This is a genomic window from Micromonospora humi (assembly GCF_900090105.1).
Taxonomy (GTDB): Bacteria; Actinomycetota; Actinomycetes; order Mycobacteriales; family Micromonosporaceae; genus Micromonospora; species Micromonospora humi.
This window is the reverse complement of sequence record NZ_FMDM01000007.1, coordinates 244074-263078: the sequence shown is the minus strand read 5'-3', so window position 1 is coordinate 263078 and position 19005 is coordinate 244074. Positions and strand designations below refer to the sequence as shown.

Annotated in this window: 18 protein-coding genes and 3 tRNA genes; 5 read left to right on the top strand and 16 right to left on the bottom strand. The window is 74.7% G+C overall.

Going from position 1 to position 19005, the window contains the following annotated elements; all coding sequences use genetic code 11:
- Positions 1–3 precede the first annotated feature (3 nt).
- Entirely contained in the window at positions 4–885 is an 882-nt protein-coding gene (locus GA0070213_RS16180) for an NUDIX hydrolase (RefSeq protein ID WP_175441359.1), read from the top strand.
- Between the two features lie 75 nt (positions 886–960).
- Here GA0070213_RS16180 and GA0070213_RS16175 read toward each other — a convergent pair whose 3' ends face one another.
- The 4 genes from GA0070213_RS16175 to leuC form a co-directional block, all read right to left on the bottom strand.
- Entirely contained in the window at positions 961–3036 is a 2076-nt protein-coding gene (locus tag GA0070213_RS16175; protein ID WP_091063980.1) for an endonuclease/exonuclease/phosphatase family protein, read from the bottom strand.
- Positions 3037–3169: 133 nt separating this feature from the next.
- Positions 3170–3796, bottom strand: coding sequence for an HU family DNA-binding protein (locus GA0070213_RS16170; protein WP_091063976.1), 627 nt, complete (start codon positions 3794–3796; stop codon positions 3170–3172).
- 160 nt (positions 3797–3956) lie between these two features.
- Positions 3957–4544: a 3-isopropylmalate dehydratase small subunit gene (gene leuD, locus GA0070213_RS16165; RefSeq protein WP_091063973.1), complete on the bottom strand. Its 588-nt coding sequence runs from the start codon at positions 4542–4544 to the stop codon at positions 3957–3959.
- 15 nt (positions 4545–4559) lie between these two features.
- Positions 4560–6002, bottom strand: a complete 1443-nt coding sequence (leuC, locus tag GA0070213_RS16160) for a 3-isopropylmalate dehydratase large subunit (RefSeq protein ID WP_091063970.1) — start codon at positions 6000–6002, stop codon at positions 4560–4562.
- 49 nt (positions 6003–6051) lie between these two features.
- On the opposite strand from leuC, the gene GA0070213_RS16155 reads away from it, so the two are divergent.
- Positions 6052–6738: an IclR family transcriptional regulator gene (locus tag GA0070213_RS16155; protein WP_091063967.1), complete on the top strand. Its 687-nt coding sequence runs from the start codon at positions 6052–6054 to the stop codon at positions 6736–6738.
- A 56-nt stretch (positions 6739–6794) separates the two neighbouring features.
- Here GA0070213_RS16155 and GA0070213_RS16150 read toward each other — a convergent pair.
- The 4 genes from GA0070213_RS16150 to GA0070213_RS16135 all read right to left on the bottom strand — a co-directional run bounded on the left by GA0070213_RS16150 (position 6795) and on the right by GA0070213_RS16135 (position 8148).
- Positions 6795–6867: transfer RNA gene (locus GA0070213_RS16150), tRNA-Glu, on the bottom strand.
- A 149-nt stretch (positions 6868–7016) separates the two neighbouring features.
- Positions 7017–7089, bottom strand: a tRNA-Glu gene (locus GA0070213_RS16145).
- A 75-nt stretch (positions 7090–7164) separates the two neighbouring features.
- Positions 7165–7236, bottom strand: a tRNA-Gln gene (locus tag GA0070213_RS16140).
- 108 nt (positions 7237–7344) lie between these two features.
- The gene (locus GA0070213_RS16135; protein ID WP_091063963.1) at positions 7345–8148 is read right to left on the bottom strand and encodes a fumarylacetoacetate hydrolase family protein; all 804 of its coding nucleotides are present in this window, start codon (positions 8146–8148) and stop codon (positions 7345–7347) included.
- Positions 8149–8320: 172 nt separating this feature from the next.
- Here GA0070213_RS16135 and GA0070213_RS16130 point away from each other — a divergent pair, with 172 nt between their 5' ends.
- Both GA0070213_RS16130 and GA0070213_RS16125 read left to right on the top strand, forming a co-directional pair.
- Positions 8321–9778: a hypothetical protein gene (locus GA0070213_RS16130; protein WP_091063960.1), complete on the top strand. Its 1458-nt coding sequence runs from the start codon at positions 8321–8323 to the stop codon at positions 9776–9778.
- A 33-nt stretch (positions 9779–9811) separates the two neighbouring features.
- Complete coding sequence (locus GA0070213_RS16125; protein ID WP_091063957.1) at positions 9812–10693, top strand: 3-methyladenine DNA glycosylase; 882 nt, start codon at positions 9812–9814, stop codon at positions 10691–10693.
- A 248-nt stretch (positions 10694–10941) separates the two neighbouring features.
- Here the strand turns inward: GA0070213_RS16125 and GA0070213_RS16120 are convergent, their stop codons facing one another.
- From GA0070213_RS16120 to GA0070213_RS16085, 8 genes are all read right to left on the bottom strand, one after another.
- On the bottom strand, positions 10942–12105 hold the full coding sequence (locus tag GA0070213_RS16120) for a cellulose binding domain-containing protein (protein ID WP_091063953.1): 1164 nt from the start codon (positions 12103–12105) through the stop codon (positions 10942–10944).
- A gap of 85 nt (positions 12106–12190) precedes the next feature.
- Positions 12191–12616: an alternative ribosome rescue aminoacyl-tRNA hydrolase ArfB gene (gene arfB / locus GA0070213_RS16115; protein ID WP_091063950.1), complete on the bottom strand. Its 426-nt coding sequence runs from the start codon at positions 12614–12616 to the stop codon at positions 12191–12193.
- Positions 12617–12625: 9 nt separating this feature from the next.
- Positions 12626–12922: a hypothetical protein gene (locus tag GA0070213_RS16110; RefSeq protein WP_091063946.1), complete on the bottom strand. Its 297-nt coding sequence runs from the start codon at positions 12920–12922 to the stop codon at positions 12626–12628.
- A gap of 89 nt (positions 12923–13011) precedes the next feature.
- Positions 13012–13875 carry a S1C family serine protease gene (locus GA0070213_RS16105; protein WP_091063943.1) on the bottom strand — a complete coding sequence of 288 codons (864 nt, stop codon included), beginning with the start codon at positions 13873–13875 and terminating at the stop codon, positions 13012–13014.
- 46 nt (positions 13876–13921) lie between these two features.
- Positions 13922–14881: a VWA domain-containing protein gene (locus tag GA0070213_RS16100; RefSeq protein WP_091063940.1), complete on the bottom strand. Its 960-nt coding sequence runs from the start codon at positions 14879–14881 to the stop codon at positions 13922–13924.
- On the bottom strand, positions 14878–15867 hold the full coding sequence (locus GA0070213_RS16095; RefSeq protein WP_091064455.1) for a DUF58 domain-containing protein: 990 nt from the start codon (positions 15865–15867) through the stop codon (positions 14878–14880). Before GA0070213_RS16095 ends, GA0070213_RS16100 begins: the two co-directional genes overlap by 4 nt.
- 113 nt (positions 15868–15980) lie before the next feature.
- A complete protein-coding gene (locus tag GA0070213_RS16090; protein ID WP_091063936.1) occupies positions 15981–17030 on the bottom strand; it encodes an AAA family ATPase in 1050 nt (349 codons plus the stop codon).
- A gap of 192 nt (positions 17031–17222) precedes the next feature.
- Entirely contained in the window at positions 17223–17741 is a 519-nt protein-coding gene (locus GA0070213_RS16085) for a hypothetical protein (protein ID WP_091063933.1), read from the bottom strand.
- Between the two features lie 268 nt (positions 17742–18009).
- Here GA0070213_RS16085 and GA0070213_RS16080 point away from each other — a divergent pair, with 268 nt between their 5' ends.
- Complete coding sequence (locus GA0070213_RS16080; RefSeq protein WP_425412836.1) at positions 18010–19002, top strand: endonuclease/exonuclease/phosphatase family protein; 993 nt, start codon at positions 18010–18012, stop codon at positions 19000–19002.
- Positions 19003–19005: the final 3 nt, after the last annotated feature.

The following is a 19005-nucleotide window of genomic DNA, read 5'->3' as shown; positions in this document are numbered from 1 at the left end:
CCGATGAGCGACGACGAGCCGGTGCGGATCCGGGCGGCGGGCGGCGTGGTCTGGCGACCGGGCCCGGCCGGCGTCGAGGTGTGCCTGGTGCACCGTCCCCGCTACGGCGACTGGTCGCTGCCCAAGGGCAAGCTGGACGCCGGCGAGCACCCGCTCGCCGCCGCGGTGCGGGAGGTCGCCGAGGAGACCGACGTCCGGGCGGTGCCGCAGGTGCGCCTGCCCACGGTCCGCTACCGCAGCGAGGGCCGGGCCAAGGCGGTCGACTGGTGGTCGATGCGGGCGGTCGGCAGCGGCGGCTTCCAACCCGGCACCGAGGTGGACGAGGTGGCCTGGTTCCCGGTCGACGCCGCGGCCCGCCAGGTCAGCTATCCGCACGACGCCGAGGTGATCGGCGCGTTCGCGGCGCTGCCACCGGTCACCGCGACGGTGCTGCTGGTCCGACACGCGCACGCCGGGAAACGGGGCACCTGGAGCGGGCCGGACACCGGCCGGCCGCTGGACGCCGAGGGCCGGGCCCAGGCGCGGGCGCTGGTCCCGCTGGTGACGCTGGTCCGGCCGGTGCGCCTCCTCTCCGCCTCGGCCCGCCGGTGCGTGCAGACGCTGGATCCGTCGGCGGCCCGGTTGGACCTGCCGATCGAGGTCTGCGGCGACCTGGACGAGCCGAAGCCGGGCCAGCTCGCCGAGGAGTGCGTGCTGGCCACCGCGGCCCGGCTGGCCGCGGTGGCCGCCGCCGCCGAGCCGGTCGCGGTGTGCAGCCAGGGCAAGGTGATCCCGGGTGCGCTGGAGAGGCTCACCGGCGGGCCGGGCGACTTCGTCACCGCCAAGGGCGGCGGCTGGCTGCTCGCCTTCGCCGGCGACCGCCTCCTCCCCCCCGACCGCTTGTAAGGCGGGGGCCCCGCTTAACGCTTTCGGTATAGGCGGGGCCCCCGCTTAACCGGCGCGGTTAAGCGGGGGCCCCGCCTAACGCGAAGGCGGGTCGGGCAGCGCCACGGTCAACCGCACCGGGAGGTGGTCGCTGGCCTCGGTGCGCGGGGCACGCACCTCGGCGGCGGTCAGCCCCGGCGAGACGAAGACGTGGTCGATCTCGGTGCGTGGGTCGTCGGCCGGGCTGGTGCGCAGCGGTCGGGCCGCAGCCAGCGCGTCCACCAGGCCGACGCGGGCGAACTCGGCGAACGCCGGTGCGCCCGGCTCGGTGTTCAGGTCGCCGCCGAGCACCAGCGGCCGGCCGGCCGCGTACCCGGCGGCGAACTCGGCCACCTCGCGGGCCTGCTCCACCGGGTCGCGGCCGGGCGGCGGCTGCAGGTGGGTGGCGACCACGGCCAGGTCCCGGCCGCCGAGGTCGAGCGTGACGCCGAGGGCCTGCGCGCCGGTCGGCGCGCCGTGCGCGGCCAGCGGCCGGGTCCGGCCGGAACGCGCCGGGAACCGGCTGAGCACCGCGTCGCCCCAGACCGGGTCCGCGGCGGGCGCGAAGACGTACGGCATCCGCAACCGCCCGGCCAGCAGCGCCAGCGTGTCGTGGCCACCGTTGAGCCACCAGCCCCGGTCGACCTCGCTGAGCAGCACCACGTCCGACCCGCGCAGCTGCCGGGCCACCGCGTCCAGGTCGAGCCGGCCGTCGAGCCCGAAGCCCATCCGGATGTTGTAGGTGGTGACGCGTACCGCCGACGGCCGGCCGGCGATCGGCGGGGTCGTCGACGGGACATGCGACTGCATGCCGAGCCCGGTCAGCCCCGCCAGGCTGACGAGAAGCCAGTTCCGCACCGGATCGGACAGCGTCGGCGCCGACCAGGACGGCGCGCCGAGCGCCACCAGGACCACGAGGACGGCCGTGGCGACCGGCACCCACCCGTTGGGGTACCCCAGGTCGTAGGCGGCGTAGTAGACGATCGTGGCCACCGCGAACACGAGCATGCCGGCGACGGCCGCGCGACCGCGCCGCGCCGCCGCCCGCCCGTCCACGCCGCCGCGGCCCGGCTCGTCCGTGTCGGTCAGCGCCAGGCAACCACCGAGACCGGCGGCGGTGACGAGGTACGCCGGCCCGAGCCGCCCGGCGGCGAACAGCACCGCCCCGGCGAACAACGCCACCGGCCAGACCACCCGGGCGAGGCGGACCGGCGGCCGGTACAGCGCGCCCCCGAGGAACAACCCGACCGCGTACGCCCCCAGCACCGTCCCGCCGCCGGGGCGGGCGAGCCCGGGGAAGCCGGACGGGCCGACGCCGGCGGCGGCGGACCACACCGCCGGGGCGAGCGCGATCTGGTTCGCCAGCAGCAGTGCCGGGCCGCACAGCAGCCACGCCCGGCGCCCGCCCGCCGATATCGGCGACGGCACCGACCCGGCGACCTCGGCGGACGGCGCCGAGCCGACCGGCGAAACCGGCGCGGCATCCGCCGGCGCGGAATCAACCGGCGCGGAATCAACCGGCGCGGAATCAACCGGCGCGGGATCAGCCGGCGCGGGATCCGTCGAGGGCGCGATCGGCTGTGCGGGCCGGTCCGCCACCGCCGGGGGCGCGGCCGGTCCCCCCGGCCGGTCCGCGACCGCCGCGACCAGGAACGCGGCCACCAGCGCCGCGCTCAGGGTCCAGCCGAGCGTTCCGCCGCGCCAGACCAGGTCCTCGGTGCCCAGCAGCGCGTGCCCGACCGCGTTACCGGCGAGGCCGAGCGCCAGCCCGGGGACCGGCCGGTCGACCGACGCCGCGACGGACGCGAGCCAGACCAGGCCGGCGAGCAGCCCGGCGCAGGCGAGCCAGAGCTGGGTGGGGCCACCGGGTGCGGCGGTCAGCGCCAGCCGGACGGCGGCGAGCACGCCGGCCGCGGCCAGGCCGACCGGGCGGGCGCCGAGGCGGCGCACCAGTGCCGGCGCGCCGAGTGCGAGCACGAACCAGCCGAGCGCGAACGCGCCGAGCAGTTCGGCGGGGGTCTCGGCGGCCCGGCCGAAGAGGGTGATGACCGACGGGAGCCAGACCCGCAGCACGTCCAGCAGAACCGCGACGCCCAGGGCGAGCGTGAGGGTGGAGAGGTGACGGTGCCGCACGGGCGCCTCTTCTCGTGACCGACGGGGGTTTCGGCACGGCGATTCTGCGGGGCGGTGCGGCGGGCGGTCAACGCGTACCCACGAACGAGGGCGCCCACCGCGAACGGTGGGCGCCCTCGTGCGGGCCGTCCGGTCAGCGCCGGCTGGCGGCCTTCTTGGCCGGAGCCTTCTTCGCGGGCGCCTTCTTCGCCGCCGTGGTCTTCTTCGCCGTGGCGGACTTCGCCGCGGTCGTCTTCTTGGCCGCGGTGGTCTTCTTCGCCGTGGCGGACTTCGCCGCGGTCGTCTTCTTCGCCGCCGCGGTCGTCTTGGTCGCGGCGGCCTTCTTGGCCGGCGCGGCCTTCTTGCTCGCCGCGGCGGTCTTGGTGGCCTTCGCCGCCGTGGTCTTCTTGGCGGCCCCGGTGGTCTTCGCCGCCGTGGTCTTCTTCGCCGCCGTGGTCTTGGCGGCGCCTGCGGTCTTCTTCGCGGCGCTGGTGTCCTTCGGAACCTTCCCGCTGGCCACCATCTCCTTGAAGCCCGCACCCGCCCGGAAGGTCGGGACGGAGGTCTTCTTGACCTTCACCGCCTCGCCGGTCCGCGGGTTACGGGCTGTTCGGGCCCCACGGACGCGCTTCTCGAACGCTCCGAAACCGGTGATCGCCACCTTCTCGCCCTTGGTGACCGCCGCCTGGACCTCAGCGAGTACCGCGTCGAGCGCGGCCGTCGCCGTCTTCCGGTCCCCCAGGCGAACGGCGAGCGCCTCGATGAGCTCGGCCTTGTTCACGACTTCCTCCCGATTGTGCAACTGACTCGACGCGAGCCATTCTGCGCGCACCGTATGCCCTGTGCTGCCTGGACACAAACATTCGGTGGAAAAAAGCCCTTGTGTCGTAACGGATTCGCCCCCACCGGTCGGGCCGGTGGGGGCGAAAAGGGCTCTGAGGTCAGGCGATCGAGGGCAGGAAGGCCGGCCGGCCGGCCTCGTACGCGCCGATCTCGGGCTCGTGGCGGAGGGTGAGTCCAATGTCGTCCAAGCCCTCCATCAGCCGCCACCGGCTGTGGTCGTCCAGCGGGAATGCCCAGGTGGCGTCCCCGGCGTGGACCTCACGGGCGGTGAGGTCGACCGTGATGGCGGTGGTCGGCTCGGATTCCACCAGATCCCACAGTTCCTCAACGGCCTTCAATTCCAACTCCACCGGAAGGAGTCCTTCCTTGAGGGCGTTGCCCCGGAAGATGTCACCGAACCGGGGTGAGATCACCGCCCGGAAGCCCCAGTCCCGCAGCGCCCAGACGGCGTGCTCGCGGGACGAGCCGGTGCCGAACTCGGGGCCGGCGACAAGAATCGACGCTCCCGAATAAGCGGGGTTGTTGAGCACGAATGCCGGGTCCTCCCGCCACGCGTTGAAGAGCCCGTCGGCGAAGCCGGTCCGGGTCACCCGCTTGAGGTACACGGCGGGGATGATCTGGTCGGTGTCCACGTTGGACCGGCGCAGCGGCACGGCGGTGCCGGTGTGTGCGGTGAACTTGTCCATCTCTCGGCTGCCCTTCTACAGGTCGGCGGGGGCGGCGAGCCGGCCGACCACGGCGGTGGCGGCGGCGACCGGCGGGGACACCAGGTGGGTGCGCCCGCCCCGGCCCTGGCGGCCCTCGAAGTTGCGGTTGGACGTGGAGGCGGAACGCTCCCCCGGCTTCAGCGTGTCGGGGTTCATCCCGAGGCACATCGAGCAGCCGGCGAACCGCCACTCGGCGCCCGCGTCGGTGAAGACCTGGTCCAGCCCCTCGATCTCGGCCGCCTCCCGGACCGCGGCGGAGCCGGGGACCACGAGCATGCGTACGCCGTCGGCGACCCGGCGCCCGCGCAGCACGTCGGCGGCGGCCCGCAGGTCCTCCAGCCGGCCGTTGGTGCAGGAGCCGACGAAGACCACGTCCACGGCGAGGTCGCGCAGGGGCAGGCCGGGGGTGAGGTCCATGTATTCCAACGCCCGCCGGGCGGCGACCCGCTCCGGCTCGGTGACGAAGTCCTCCGGATCCGGGACGGTCGCGCCCAGCGGCGCGCCCTGACCGGGATTGGTGCCCCAGGTGACGAACGGGGTGATCCGGCTCGCGTCCAGTGTCACCTCGGTGTCGAACGTCGCGCCCTCGTCGGTGGGCAGCGTCCGCCAGTGCTCGAGGGCCGCGTCCCAGTCGGCCCCCTGGGGCGCGTGGGGCCGCCCCTTGAGGTACGCGAACGTGGTCTCGTCCGGGGCGATCATGCCGGCCTTGGCGCCCCACTCGATGGACATGTTCGCGATCGTCATCCGCCCCTCCATGGAGAGTTCGCGGATCGCCTCGCCCCGGTACTCCACGATGTGGCCGCGCCCGCCACCGGTGCCCACCTGGGCGATCAGCGCGAGCACCAGGTCCTTGGCGGTGACGCCGGGCGCCAGTTCGCCGACCACGTTCACCGCCATGGTCCGCGGCCGGGCCTGCGGCAGCGTCTGGGTGGCGAGCACGTGCTCGACCTCGCTGGTGCCGATGCCGAAGGCGAGCGCGCCGAACGCGCCGTGGGTGGCGGTGTGCGAGTCGCCGCAGACGATCGTCATGCCGGGCTGGGTGAGACCGAGCTGCGGGCCGATGACGTGCACGATGCCCTGGTTCTCGTCGCCCAGCGGGTGCAGCCGTACGCCGAACTCGGCGCAGTTGCGGCGCAGCGTCTCGATCTGGGTGCGGGAGGTGGGGTCCGCGATGGTGAGCAGGTCGCCGCGTCGGGCGCGGAAGGCCGGGTCGTCGTACCCGGTCGGGGTGTTGTGGTCCTCGGTCGCGATCGTCAGGTCGGTCCGGCGGACCCCGCGCCCGGCCAGGCGGAGCCCGTCGAACGCCTGCGGGCTGGTCACCTCGTGCAGCAGGTGCAGGTCGATGAAGAGCAGGTCCGGCTCGCCGGCGGCGGAGCGGACCACGTGCGCGTCCCAGACCTTCTCGGCCAGGGTCCTCGGTCGAGTGACTCCCACCATCTGGACATCCTAAATTCTGGGAGGTAAATTTCGGCTTGTGGGACACAGTATGAGCGGTGTCGGCGTTCTCGACAAGGCGGTGGTCATCCTGGCCGCCTGTGTCGACGGCGCCAGCCTGGCCGAACTCGTTGAACGCACCAAGCTGCCCCGGGCCACCGCGCACCGGCTGGCACAGGCGCTGGAGATCCACCGGATGCTCGTCCGGGACACGCAGGGCCGGTGGCGCCCGGGCCCACGCCTGGGCGAGCTGGCCAACGCGGCCCCCGACGTGCTGCTCACCGCGGCCGAGCCGCTGCTCGCCGCGCTGCGCGACGCCACCGGGGAGAGCGCCCAGCTCTACCTGCGCCGCGCCGACGAGCGGATCTGCGTGGCCGCCGCCGAGCGCGCCAGCGGCCTGCGGGACACCGTCCCGGTCGGTTCGGTGCTACCGATGACCGCCGGCTCGGCGGCGCAGATCCTGCTCGCCTGGGAGCCGCCGGAGGCGGTCATGCCGCTGCTGCCGCGCGCCAAATTCACCGGCCGCACCCTGGCCGAGGTGCGCCGGCGTGGCTGGGCGCAGAGCGTGGCCGAGCGGGAGGCCGGTGTGGCGAGCGTCTCGGCGCCGATCCGGGACCGGACGGGCCGGGTGATCGCGGCGGTCAGCATCTCCGGCCCGATCGAGCGGCTCGGCCGCCGCCCCGGCGAACGCCACGCCATGGCCGTCGTCCGCGCCGGCCAACGCCTCTCCGGCCTCTGACCCACCCGGAACGGCGAACGGCCCGTCTCGCTCCGCGAGACGGGCCGTTCGAAACGTAGCCCCGACCGGATTCGAACCGGCGCTACCGCCTTGAGAGGGCGGCGTCCTGGGCCACTAGACGACGGGGCCAGGCACTTTTCCTGCTTCACCACCCGCGCGGGCGGTGCGGCAGTAGTCTAGCGGCACCACGTCCGGCGCCGCCGAGGGGGGTCACCCCCGCACGAGGGCCGAACAGCAGAACAGCCCGCCCCGAGTAACGGGACGGGCTGACGGTGCTGTAGCCCCGACCGGATTCGAACCGGCGCTACCGCCTTGAGAGGGCGGCGTCCTGGGCCACTAGACGACGGGGCCAGAACTTTTCGTGCACTCCGGCAGCGGCAACTGCCGGAATCCAGCGGCCGGGATTCTCGCGAACCCGCGGCTGCGCTGGGGTACCAGGACTCGAACCTAGACTAACTGAACCAGAATCAGTCGGGCTGCCAATTACCCCATACCCCATTGGCCCCTTGCGGCGCCGGGAATGAACTTTACCCTCCCGGTGCCGACAGGCCAAATCCAACCCCCCGAACCGCACGTGAGCTGCGGAAACGAGGCATCGGCGCCGGATCAGGCGACCGGGACCACCGGGTTGCTCAGCTCCCCGATCCCCTCGATCCGCACGGTGACCGTATCCCCCTCGGTGAGCGGACTAACCCCCGCCGGGGTGCCGGTGAGCACCACGTCGCCGGGCAGCAGCGTCATCACGTGCGAGACGTACGACACCAGGCCGGGCACGTCGAACACCATGTCCTTCGTCCGGCCGAGCTGACGCACCTCCATCTCCTCCGGATCACGCCCCACCTCGCAGCGGATCTCCAGGTCGCGGACGTCCAGCCCGGTGGTGATCCACGGACCGATCGGGCAGAACGAGTCGAAGCCCTTGGCCCGGGTCCACTGCCCGTCGGAGCGCTGGAGGTCACGCGCCGTGACGTCGTTGGCGCAGGTGTAGCCGAAGATGGCCCGCTCGGCGGCGGCCCGGTCGGCGCGCCGGGCGCCGGGGGCGCCGATCACCACGGCGAGTTCCGCCTCGTGCTCGACCTGCTTGGAGAAGATCGGCAGGCGGATGGCGTCGCGCGGGCCGATCACCGAGGTGGACGGCTTGAGGAAGAGCAGCGGCTCCTTCGGCACCTCACTGCCGTGTTCGGCGGCGTGCTCGGCGTAGTTGCGGCCGACGCACACCACCTTGCTGGGCAGGATCGGTGACAGCAGCCGGACGTCGGAGAGCGCCCACCGGGCGCCGGAGAACTGGATCTGCCCGAACGGGTGGCCCTCGATCTCGGCGATGGTCAGGCCCTGCGGCCCGGCCTCCATCTCGCCCTCGACGACCCCGAACGACATTCCCTTGGCATGAGCGAAACGAGCGATACGCACCCGGCCAATCTATCCCGGTCCGCCGGACCGTCCGCCGGACACCGGCAGGTGACGCCGCTCGCGGTCGAGCGCGCCAGGGTACGCCGGATCCCGCCGGCCGGGGCGGGAATGCCGCCTTCGTACCCGCCCGACGGCCCCCGGCCCATAGCTTCGGTTCCGGAGGTTCGTTGGTATGCCTGCATCGAGACGACACCACAGGACCCTGGCAGTGCTCGTGAACTGCCTCGGCGTCATCGCCGCCGTGCCCGCGCTGCCCCCGGCGGCGCCCCGGGCGGAGGCTGCGGCCACCCGGCCCGCCCCGCCGCCGGCCGCGGTCGCCGCACCCGCCCGGCCGGCCACGGCGGCCACCCCGATCCCGACCGGCGTGCCGGCGGTGCCCCCGGCGGTGCCGACCACCGGACCGGCGCCGGTCCAGCCGACGATGCCACCGGTCAGCGTGGCCGTCGGCGCGGCCGGCACTCCGGCTCCGGGTTACCGGATCGAGGTCCGCAACGCCGGTACGGCACCGGTCGAGACGATGGTGCGGCAGGAGCTGCCGAGCGGTTCCCGGGCCACCACGGTGACCGGCGGCGGGCAGGCCACCGGCCCGGTCGGGGCGACCGCCGGCGAGGTCACCTGGCGGCTGCGGCTGCCGGCGCGGAGCACCACCGCGCTGCACACCGCGCTCGCGGTGACCGGACCGGGCCGCTCGGTGACCGCACCCACCTGCGTCTACGGCACCGACGGCACCCGGCCGTACGACTGCGCCACGGCGACCTGGGTGGGCACCGCCACCGCCCCGGCGGCGCAGGCGACGGCGGCACCGGCCTGGCGCCGCCCGCCGGTGCTGCTGGCCGCGTTCGCCGCGGTGCTGGTGGTCGCCGGCGGGGTGCTCTGGTGGGCGGCGCGACGCCGCCGGCAGCGCGCCCGCAGCGCGCCGGCGGGTGTGGCCCGGGCCGGCGCGGGTCCGACCGGTCCGACGGGCGCTGCCGGGACCGGCCGGCAAGGTCCGTCGGGTGCCGGCGGGACGCCGGTCGCCGCCGGGGTGGGCGGCCCGGACGACCGGGGCACGATCTACCCGCGGCCGGCACTCCCCACGCCCGCCTCCCGGCGTCGCCGGCCGCCGGTCTGGCTGGCGGTCGGCGTGGCGGCGGCGGTGCTGGCCGGCGTGGTCGGCGCGGCGGCGTGGACCGCCACGCAGCGGGTCGCCGCGATGGACACCACCAAGCAGCCGACCAGCGGCGCGTGGGTGGGCAGCACGGTCAACGGCGGGCTGGGGGTGCCGCTGCGGGAGACCGCGTTCGAGTTCACCGTCTACCGGATGAGCTGCGGCGCGGGTGTGGTGCCGGCGGCCCCGGGCGGCGGGCAGCCCTGCCTGGCCACGGTGGGCGTGCGCAACGTCACCTCGGAGCAGCAGACCTGGCACGGGCAGTTGCAGCGCGCGTACCTGCCCAGCGGCAACTGGGTGGCCGCGGACGAGAACGCCACCCGGGTGGCGAACCTCGGCCGGGACGTGTTCGCCCAACCGGTGGCCGCCGGGCGGCGGGTCCTGCTGCCGCTGGTGTTCACCGTGCACGGGGCGCAGCCGCCGAAGCAGTTGGAGCTGCGCAGCGGCGTGTTCTCCGCCGGCGTGCGGGTGGACGTGGACTGACGAGGGGCCGGGCGGCGGTCGTACCCTGGGTCGGTGACCGCCGCCCTCGCCCCCGCCGCCGTGCTCGACGCGGCCGACTGGCACGCCCGCCGGCGCGACCACGAGGAGCGGGTCGACGCCTGGCTGGCGCCGCACCTGGCCCGCCGTCGCGCCGGGGTGAAGCACCCGGTGGCGGACTTCCTCTTCACCTACTACTCGCACCGCCCGGCCCAGCTGCGCCGCTGGCATCCGGGCGCGGGCGTGGTGTTGCGCGACGCCGACCCGGCCGGTTTCGGCGCGGACTACACCGCGAGCGCCGCCGGGCTCACCCTCGACACCGAGCGGGTACGCGCGCGTCGCGCCGAGTCGATCGCCTGGATCCGTGCGCTGCTGGCGGCGACCGCCGGGCGGCCGGCGCACTTCGGCTGCTTCGGCATGCACGAGTGGGCGATGGTCTACCGGCAGACCCAGGAGCAGGTGCGGCACAACGCCTGGCCGCTGCGGCTGAGCCCGGCGGCGACGGCGGCGGTGGTCGAGGAACGCGGCGTCCGGTGCAGCCACTTCGACGCGTTCCGGTTCTTCACCGCGCCGGCCCGGCCGCTCAACGTGCTGCAGCCGAGCCGGGAGAGCCAGCACGCGCTGGAGCAGCCCGGCTGCCTGCACGCCAACATGGATCTCTACAAGTGGTCCTACAAGCTCTCCCCGCTGGTGCCGTCGGAGCTGGTGGCGGACGCGTTCGCGCTGGCCCGGGAGATCCGCGAGCTGGACATGCGGGCCAGCCCGTACGACCTGGCCGACCTGGGCCACCCGCCGGTGCGGGTGGAGACCCCGGAGGGCCGGGCGGAGTACGCCACCGCCCAGCGCGGTTTCGCCGAGCGGGCCGCCCGCCTGCGGGCCCGTCTGCTCGCCGCGCTGGACCGCGCCGCGCCGGCCTGAGACCGCTCGTCCGGCGGGCGCGGTGCGGCCCGCGCGCCGAGCCGACGTCGAGGTGCCGCCGGGCGTGTCGAGTGGCGGGAGATTCGCGCTCCCGACCCGTATGCCTCCTGGTCATAATTATGACCAGGAGGCATACCGCGGAAAAGTGGTGCCCCTCTTCCCGCCGTCACGCCACGTGACGACCGATGGGCCCGGCCGCCTCCGCCCGCCGGATCGGCGAGCCGGATCGGCGAACCGGAGGCCTGCCCTCAGCCAAGGGCGCAGGCCGGCAGCGGCACCGGATTCGGGACCGCGCCATCGGCCAGGAAGCCGAACGTCGCCTCGGCACCCGGGGCCAGCGCGCCGTTCCAGGTCGCGCTGCGCGCGGTGACCGCGGTTCCGCCCTGCGCGAGCTGGGCGCTCCAGGATTGGGTGATCCGTTGGCCGCCGGTGAGCGAGAACCGGACCACCCAGTACGGGATCGGCACGGCGCCGTTGTTGCGGACCGTGATCTCGGCCTGGAAGCCGCCCGGCCACTGCCCGACGGTGCGCCAGGTGGCGACGCAGCCACCGACGGTCGGCGTCGGCGACGGGCTGTCGGCCGGGTGCGGCGGCCCGGTCGTCGAGCCGGTGGGCGTCGGCGTCGGTGAGCCGGTCGGCGTCGAGGTCGGCGTGGGCGTCGGCGTCGGGCTGGGCGTCGGGGTGGTCCGGCGCAGCGCGGCGGTCAGCGCCGGATACCACCGGTCGGACATCTTCTGGTCGCCGGCGGCGTTCGGGTGCACCCCGTCGTAGGTGTCGGTGGCGGTGTTGAAGCCGGTCCACTGGTCCACCACCACGATCGGCGAGGCGGCGGTGGTCTTCCCGGCCGCCCAGCCGTCGACGGCGGCGTTGAGCGCGATCGTCCGCTGCCCGCACTCCGGGCAGCTGGACGGATTCATCGGGATGATCTTCGCGACCAGCACGGTGGTGGCCGGGTTGGCGGTCCGCATCTGGTCCACCAGCTTCGAGTACGCGGCCAGGATCGTGGCCGGCGCGATGTTGCTCCACACGTCGTTGGTGCCGAGGTGCATCAGCACCACGTCGGGGTGGGTGGCGGCGAGCCAGCCGGGGAGCAGGTTCTGGTTGGCGATGTTCGTCGCCAGGTAGCCGCCGTGGCCCTCGTTGTCGCCGTCGTAGGTGACGCCGCAGCCCTGCGGGCCGAGGGTGCCGACGAAGTCGACGTCGGTGTAGCCGGTGGACTGGAGGCGGTTCCAGAGCACGGCGCGCCAGCAGCCGGGCGAGCCGGTGATGGAGTCACCGAGCGGCATGACGCGGACCGGGGCGGCGGCCGCGACGGCGGGTGGGGCGGTGGAGACGAGAGCCGGGCCGAGGGTGAGCAGGAAAAGCAGTGCGGTGACCGCGGTCAGTGCGGCGCGCAGGCGGTTTCGGGACATGCGTGGGGGACTCCTGTCACGTGACGATCGGTCGGTGACGGCCCTGACGCTCCCGTACGCATTGAAGCGCTTCGAAGCCCTTGGCTCAATCCTCCGGACGGCCCCGATCCCGCTTGCGCTGCGACTGCCGCTTCTTGTCGGCCAGCCGGCGCTCCTTCGCGCCCCGCGACGGGCGGGTCGGTCGACGCGCCTTCGGTGGCGGGGCGACCGCCTCGCGCAGCAGCGCCGCCATCCGCTCCCGGGCGGCCTCCCGGTTGGCCAGTTGCGCGCGGTGCTCGCTGGCCGCCACCGTCAGCACGCCGTCGACCAGCCGGCCGGCGAGCCGACCGAGGGCGCGTTCCCGCAGCGCCTCCGGCACGCTCGGCGAACCGGCCAGGTCGAAGCTCAGCTCCACCCGGGAGTCGGTGGTGTTGACGCCCTGCCCACCGGGCCCGGAGGACCGGGAGAACCGCTCCCGCAGCTCGGCGGCCGGCACCACGAGCCGGTCGGTCACCCGCAGTCCGTCGTCCACGCCCCGAGGCTAGCGCCCCGGGCGGTGGCTCGGGCTCGGGGTCACCGTCGGGGCGGGGCCGGCCCGCTCCTCGTCCGAGCCGGACGCCGCGTACGCGGCGGCGCCGACCAGCAGCAGGGCGATCACGGCGGCCTTGACGGCCACCGCGCGGATCGCCGACCACGCGTTGCGCCGCGCGCCCGGCACGCTGGTCCGGACCGTCTGATAGTCCTTCCAGCCGCGCTGGGCACGGGCGTACGCCGCGCCGACTCCGGCGCCGATGACCAGGCCCACCAGGAGGAGGGCCGCGATGACAGCTTGCTCCACCTCCGCCAGTATTCATACTCAGCGTAATATTTCCATGGTCCGATGCTCCCACGCCGGATATCCGACAGTTTTCGGGCCGTCCGCGCAGCTCAGCCCCCCTTGCCGATGATCGTGTCGGCGGTCTGCTGCACCTGGTCGATCGGAATGGCGAAGCCGATGCCGATCGAGCCGTTCCCGTCGATGGTGGCGATGGCGGTGTTCACCCCGACCACCTCGCCGCGCGCGTTCACCAGCGGCCCGCCGGAATTGCCCGGGTTGATGGAGGCGTCGGTCTGCACCGCGGTGTGCCGGCCGTTGCCGATCCGCACCTGCCGGTTGAGCGCGCTGACGATACCGGCGGTGACCGTGCCGGAGAGCCCGAGCGGCGAGCCGACCGCCAGCACCGGCTCGCCCACCCGGGTCGCGTTCGCCCTGGCCAGCGGCAGCGGTGGCAGCCCGGCCGACGCGGGCACCTTGAGCACCGCCAGGTCGCTGTCCGGCGCCCGACCCACCACCTCGGCGGCGAGGCGGCGCCCGTCCGAGGTCTCCACCGTCACCGGCCCGGAGCCGCCGCGGGCCAGGATGTGGTCGTTGGTGACGATGTGCTGCTCGTTGTCGATGGCGAAGCCGGAGCCGGACGCCCCGGCGCCGGACCTCCCCCCGACCATCACCGAGACCACCCCGGGCACCGTCTTGCCGGCGGCGGTGACCAGCTCGGCCGGCACCGGGGCGGCGGACGCCGCCGACGGGCCCGGCGCGTCCCGGTCGGCCGCCCAGGTGCCGGCCGCCGCGCCGGAGACGGTGGAGAGCGCCACCACCGCCGCCGCGCTCAGCAACCGACCGTGCCAGCTCCGCCGCCCCGCCGGCCCGCCGGATCCGGGTACGTCGGACCAGCCGCCGCGCCCGTCCGGGTCCAGCTCGGGCGAGACGAACCACGGGCCGCGGGGCTCACCGAGTCCGGTCTGCACTGCCATGCCTGGCTCCTCACGTGTCGTGCGTCGTCCGCCTCGCAAAGCGCGGTCAGGGCAGTCGGGAGAACCACCGCAGCGATCCGGCGGCGGCGCCCATGGCCAGGACCAGCCCGAGGCCGATGAAGCGGGCGGAGATGTCCTGCCGTTGCGTGCGGTAGCCCACCGAGGTGCCGATGTCCTCGTACACGTCCTTCAGCTCGCGGCTGGTGGACGCCTCGTGGAAGCCGCCGCCGGTCTCCTCGGCGACCGCTTTGAGCGTCTGCCCGTCCACCGGCACCTGGATCGCCCGGCCGCCCCGGTCCACCGAGCCGCCGGGCGTGCCGAAGGAGATGGTGTGCACCGGGACCTTGGCCGCCACCGCCTGGTCGGCCGCCTCCATCGGGTCCATCCCGGAGGTGTTCGCGCCGTCGGAGAGGATGATGATCCGGGCCGGCGGCGGGTCCTTCGCGGCCGTGGCGTCCAGGCTCTTCACCGCGCCCAGCGAGGTGCTGATCGCCTCGCCGATCGCGGTGCCCTGCACGCCGGTGATCCCCTCGGCGAGCCGCTCGATCCCCTCGTGCAACGCCTCCCGGTCGGTGCTCGGCGGCACCAGCACCGCCGCGCTGCCGGCGAACGCCACCAGCCCCACGTTGAACTCGTCCGGCAGCCCGTCCACGAACTTCCGGCCGGCCTCCTTCGCCGCGGTCAGCCGGTCCGGGTCCACGTCACCGGCGAGCATCGAGGTGGACACGTCCACCGCGACCATCACGGTGGCCCGCTCCCGGGGCACCCGCACCTCGGCCTCGGGCCGGGCGAACCCGACCACCAGCAACGCCAGCATGCCGAGGAAGAGACCCGCCGGGACGTGCCGCCGCCAGGCCGGCCGGCGTGGGGCCACCCGGTCCAGCAGGCGCAGGTTGGTGAAGCGGACCGCGTACCGGCTCTGCCGGCGCTGCACCACCAGATAGCCGGCGACCAGCGCGGCGACCGCGAGCAGCAGCCAGAGCCGGGCGGGCGACTGCCAGCTCACGCGGCACCTCCCCGGGCCGCGGCCGGCGCGGTGGCCAGCCGGCGCTGCTCGTGCACGTGCCGGACGACGTCCGCGCACCAGTCCCGGTCGGTGCGCAGCGCCAGGTGGGTGGCGCCGGCCCGGTGCAGGGTGCGGCGCACCTGGTCGCGTTGGGCGGCGGCGGCCCGCGCGTACCGCTCGCGCAGCGCCGGGTCGCCGGTCCACACCTCGCGGTGCCGCCCGGTCTCCGGGTCGACGAGGGTGACCAGTCCGACGTCCGGCAGCTCCAGCTCGCGCGGGTCGGTCACCTCCACGGCGAGCACCTGGTGCCGTACCGCCAGTCGGCGGAGCGCGGCCGCCCAGGGCGGCGCCGCGTCCGGATCGTCGGGCAGTTCGTCGAGGAAGTCGGAGACCACCACCACCAGCCCTCGCCGGGCGGCCACCCGCTGGAGCCCGGCCAGGCCGTCGACCAGGCCCGAGGCCGGGGGCGCGCCGCGTCCGCCGGCCCGGCCCGGCGCGCGCGGCTCCGGCGGATCGTCGGTACGCGGGGCGTCGAGCAACGCGCGGAGCATCCCGAGCAGATGGATGCGCCCGCTGCGGGCCGGGAACCGGCGCAGCCCGTCGGAGGTGAGCACCTGGGCGCCGAGCCGGTTGCCCACCCCGGCGGTGAGGAAGCCGACGCAGGCCACCGCCGCCACCGCCAGCTCCCGCTTGTCCAGTGTGGAGGTGCCGTACTCCATGCTGGCGCTGGCGTCGACGAGCAGCCAGGTGGTCAGCTCCCGGTCGGCGTCGACCTCCCGCACGTGCGGCACGGTGGTCCGCGCGGTCACCGCCCAGTCCATCCGGCGCACCTCGTCCTCGCCGGGGCGGTACTCCCGGCTGCCGGCCGCCTCGCTGCCGGGACCGGGCAGCAGGCCCCGGTAACGGCCGTGCAGCAGCCCGTCGAGCCGCCGGGTCACGGTCAGCTCCAACCGCCGCAGCCGCTGGTCGGGGGCGAGGTCGGCGATCCCCGGATCGGTGACGCCGAGGCCCGGGCGGGCGGCGGCCGAACCGGGACCGGTCGGCGCGGGGGCGGCCGGGCCGAACCGGGCCGGCGCGGTGGCGGGAGCGGGCCGCCGGGTCACGCCGCCGCCAGGTCCGGCGCCGTCGGCGCGGGTCCGGTCACCAGTCGGGGCGGCGGCACCGCCTCGACCAGGCGACGCACCACGTCCTCGCCGGAGACCCCGTCGGCCACCGCGTCGAAGGAGAGCACCAGCCGGTGCGCCAGCACGTCCACCGCCAACTCGCGCACGTCCTCGGGCAGCACGTAGTCCCGGCCGTGGATCAACGCGTGGGCGCGGGCGGCGGCCACCAGCCCGAGCGTGGCGCGGGGGCTCGCCCCGTACGCCAGCAGCGGCGCGATCTCGGGCAGGCCGAAGCGGCCCGGGTCGCGGGTGGCCAGGATGAGCCGGACCACGTACTCGGCCAGCGCGTGGTGGACGAAGACGTCGGCCGCGCGGCGTTGCAGCTCGCGCAGCCGGACCGGGTCGAGCACCGGGCGGGCGGTGGGCCGTTCCGTGCTCATCCGGTAGAGGATCGCCAGCTCGTCGGCGTCGCTCGGGTAGTCGACCACGACCTTCATGAGGAACCGGTCCCGTTGCGCCTCCGGAAGCTGGTAGACCCCCTCCGACTCGATCGGGTTCTGGGTGGCCAGCACCAGGAACGGGTCGGGCACCGGCCAGCTCCGCCCGGCGATGGAGACCTGCCGCTCGGCCATCGCCTCGAGCAGCGCCGACTGCACCTTGGCCGGGGCCCGGTTGATCTCGTCGGCGAGCACCAGGTTCGCCATGATCGGTCCCAGCTCCACATCGAACGCCTCGGTGGACGCCCGGTAGATCCGGGTGCCGACGATGTCCGACGGGACCAGGTCGGGGGTGAACTGGATCCGGGAGAACGTGCCGCCGACCACTGTGGCGAGCGTCTGCGCGGCGAGCGTCTTGGCCACCCCCGGCACGCCCTCCAGCAGGCAGTGGCCGTCGGCGACGAGCGCGGTGAGCAGGCGGTCGACGAGCCGGTCCTGCCCGACGATCACGCGTTTGACCTCGAAGAGGGTCTGGTCCAGCTCGACGCCGCTCGCGTCCGCATCGACCGGGGTGGGCACGCTGGCCAGGGTGTCCGAGATGTCCGTCACGGTGCTTGCTTCCCGGGGCGGAGCCGCGACAAACGTCGGATTATCAGCCCCAGGACGGCCCGGGGCGGGCCGGACCGGGAGGACCTCCCCGATCCGGCGGCAACGGCGCGAACCGGTGCGGGGCGCACCGGACCGGGACGGACCACGACACCGGCCCCCGTCTCGGCGAGGGCCGGTGCGTGGTGGCGCAGGTCAGCTGGTGACCACGAGGTGGAACGGCCGGGGCGAGAAGGAACCGCCGGAGGTGCGGGTCTGCACGAAGACCGCGTTCGGGATCAGGTAACGCGGCGCGACGGACACCTCGCCGCCGGGCGGGACGTTGTTCGGGTCGTTGGTGCCGACGGTCGCCACGTACGCCTTGTGGCTCACGTCGTAGTCGAGCAGCACCTGGTACTGGCCCGGGGACACGTCCGGCCCGGGCGCGAACCGGAACGCGGACACCACGTTGCCGGAGTGCTGCAGCAGCGTTCCGGTGGACGACACCACCGCCCAGGCGACCTGGCCCGCGGCCGGGGGCGCCAGGGTGGCGCGCATGGCGGACCGGGCCGCCCGCTGCTCGGTCGCGCCGACCGCCGGCTGACCGCCCGCCCGGGCCGGCTGACCCGGCTTCGCCTCGGGCTGGGCGGCGACCGCGATCCCGCCACCGGCCACGGTGAGGGACAGCGCGGCGAGCGCCACCACCGTGGCCTTTCGCTTGAAGAATGTAGCCATGACAGATCTCCCTTTTTTGACCGTGGTGATACGGCGGGCGCGAACAATTGCGGATCATCGAGGACCCGTGTGGGAGCGCACCGCTGCTGAACTGGTCTTACTACGGAGAGTTGAGTGCCTCAACAGGTGGAACCTAACACCGGGAAATGGGGTGGTCAATAGCGCCTAACGCGTGTCAGTGACCGTTTCCGAACGTGCCGGAAATTGTGAGAAGGAAGCGCTCGACCATTCACAAAACCGCTTCGCGGGCCTCGGTAGGGTGACCGGCGTGATCACGGTGAACGCTCGCCCGCGTGCCGGCACCCGCGGCGGCCGGTGGACGACGGCGGCCTGCTGGCTGACGACCGCGCCGGTCGCCGCCTGGGCGCTGCTGCGCCTGACCGGGCTGGAACGAGGCCCGCTGGTGCTGACGACGGCCTTCACGCCGTACGTCGCCGCGGTGGCGCCGGCCGTCGCGGTGCTGGCGCTCGCGCTGCGGCGCCGCGCCGGTGCGGTGGTCGCGGCGCTGGCCGCGCTGGCGCTGGTCGGCGCGGTGGCGCCCCGCGCGTTCGCCGACGACCAGCCGGCCGCGAACGGCCCGGCGCTGCGGCTGCTCACCGCCAACCTCCGGCTGGGCTCGGCCGACGCGGCGGCGCTGGTGGCACTGGTCCGGGCGCACCGGGTGGACGTGCTCACCGTCCAGGAACTCACCCCGCAGCTCGCCGCCGACCTGGACCGGCTGGGCCTGGCCACCCTGCTGCCGTACCGGTCGCTGACCCCGGAGGCGGGCGCCTTCGGCTCCGGCCTGTACGCCCGCCATCCGCTGCGCGATCCCGGCCACCGCCGCCACCGGAGATACTTCCTCACCCAGGCGTACGCGACAGTGACGGTGCCGGGAGCGCCGCCGCTGCGGGTGGAGTCGGCGCACCCGGGCGCGCCGTACGAATTCGACGCGGTGCCGGAGTGGTGGACCGACCAGCGGGCCCAGCCGCCGGCCACCCCGAACGCCGGTCTGAGCGTGCTGGCCGGCGACTTCAACGCCACCCTGGACCACGCCGCGCTGCGCGCGCTGATCGACACCGGCTACACCGACGCCGCCGACGCGGCCGGCGCCGGGCTGGCCGGCACGTGGGGCCCCTACGACGGCGACCCGATCCCGCCGGTCACCATCGACCACGTGCTGGTCGACCGGCGCATCGCGGTGCGCGCCGCCGGCACCTGGCCGGTGCCCGGCAGCGACCACCGGGCACTGCTGACCGAGCTGCGGCTGCCGGCGGCCTGAGCG

What these genes read in the sequence shown, in the direction of transcription:
- leuD (WP_091063973.1), bottom strand. Translation starts at nt 4,544, where the DNA reads ATGGACAAGTTCACCGCACACACCGGCACCGCCGTGCCGCTGCGCCGG.
- GA0070213_RS16105 (WP_091063943.1), bottom strand. Translation starts at nt 13,875, where the DNA reads ATGGCAGTGCAGACCGGACTCGGTGAGCCCCGCGGCCCGTGGTTCGTC.
- leuC (WP_091063970.1), bottom strand. Translation starts at nt 6,002, where the DNA reads ATGGTGGGAGTCACTCGACCGAGGACCCTGGCCGAGAAGGTCTGGGAC.
- GA0070213_RS16180 (WP_175441359.1), top strand. Translation starts at nt 4, where the DNA reads ATGAGCGACGACGAGCCGGTGCGGATCCGGGCGGCGGGCGGCGTGGTC.
- GA0070213_RS16085 (WP_091063933.1), bottom strand. Translation starts at nt 17,741, where the DNA reads ATGGCTACATTCTTCAAGCGAAAGGCCACGGTGGTGGCGCTCGCCGCG.
- GA0070213_RS16130 (WP_091063960.1), top strand. Translation starts at nt 8,321, where the DNA reads ATGCCTGCATCGAGACGACACCACAGGACCCTGGCAGTGCTCGTGAAC.
- GA0070213_RS16120 (WP_091063953.1), bottom strand. Translation starts at nt 12,105, where the DNA reads ATGTCCCGAAACCGCCTGCGCGCCGCACTGACCGCGGTCACCGCACTG.
- GA0070213_RS16155 (WP_091063967.1), top strand. Translation starts at nt 6,052, where the DNA reads ATGAGCGGTGTCGGCGTTCTCGACAAGGCGGTGGTCATCCTGGCCGCC.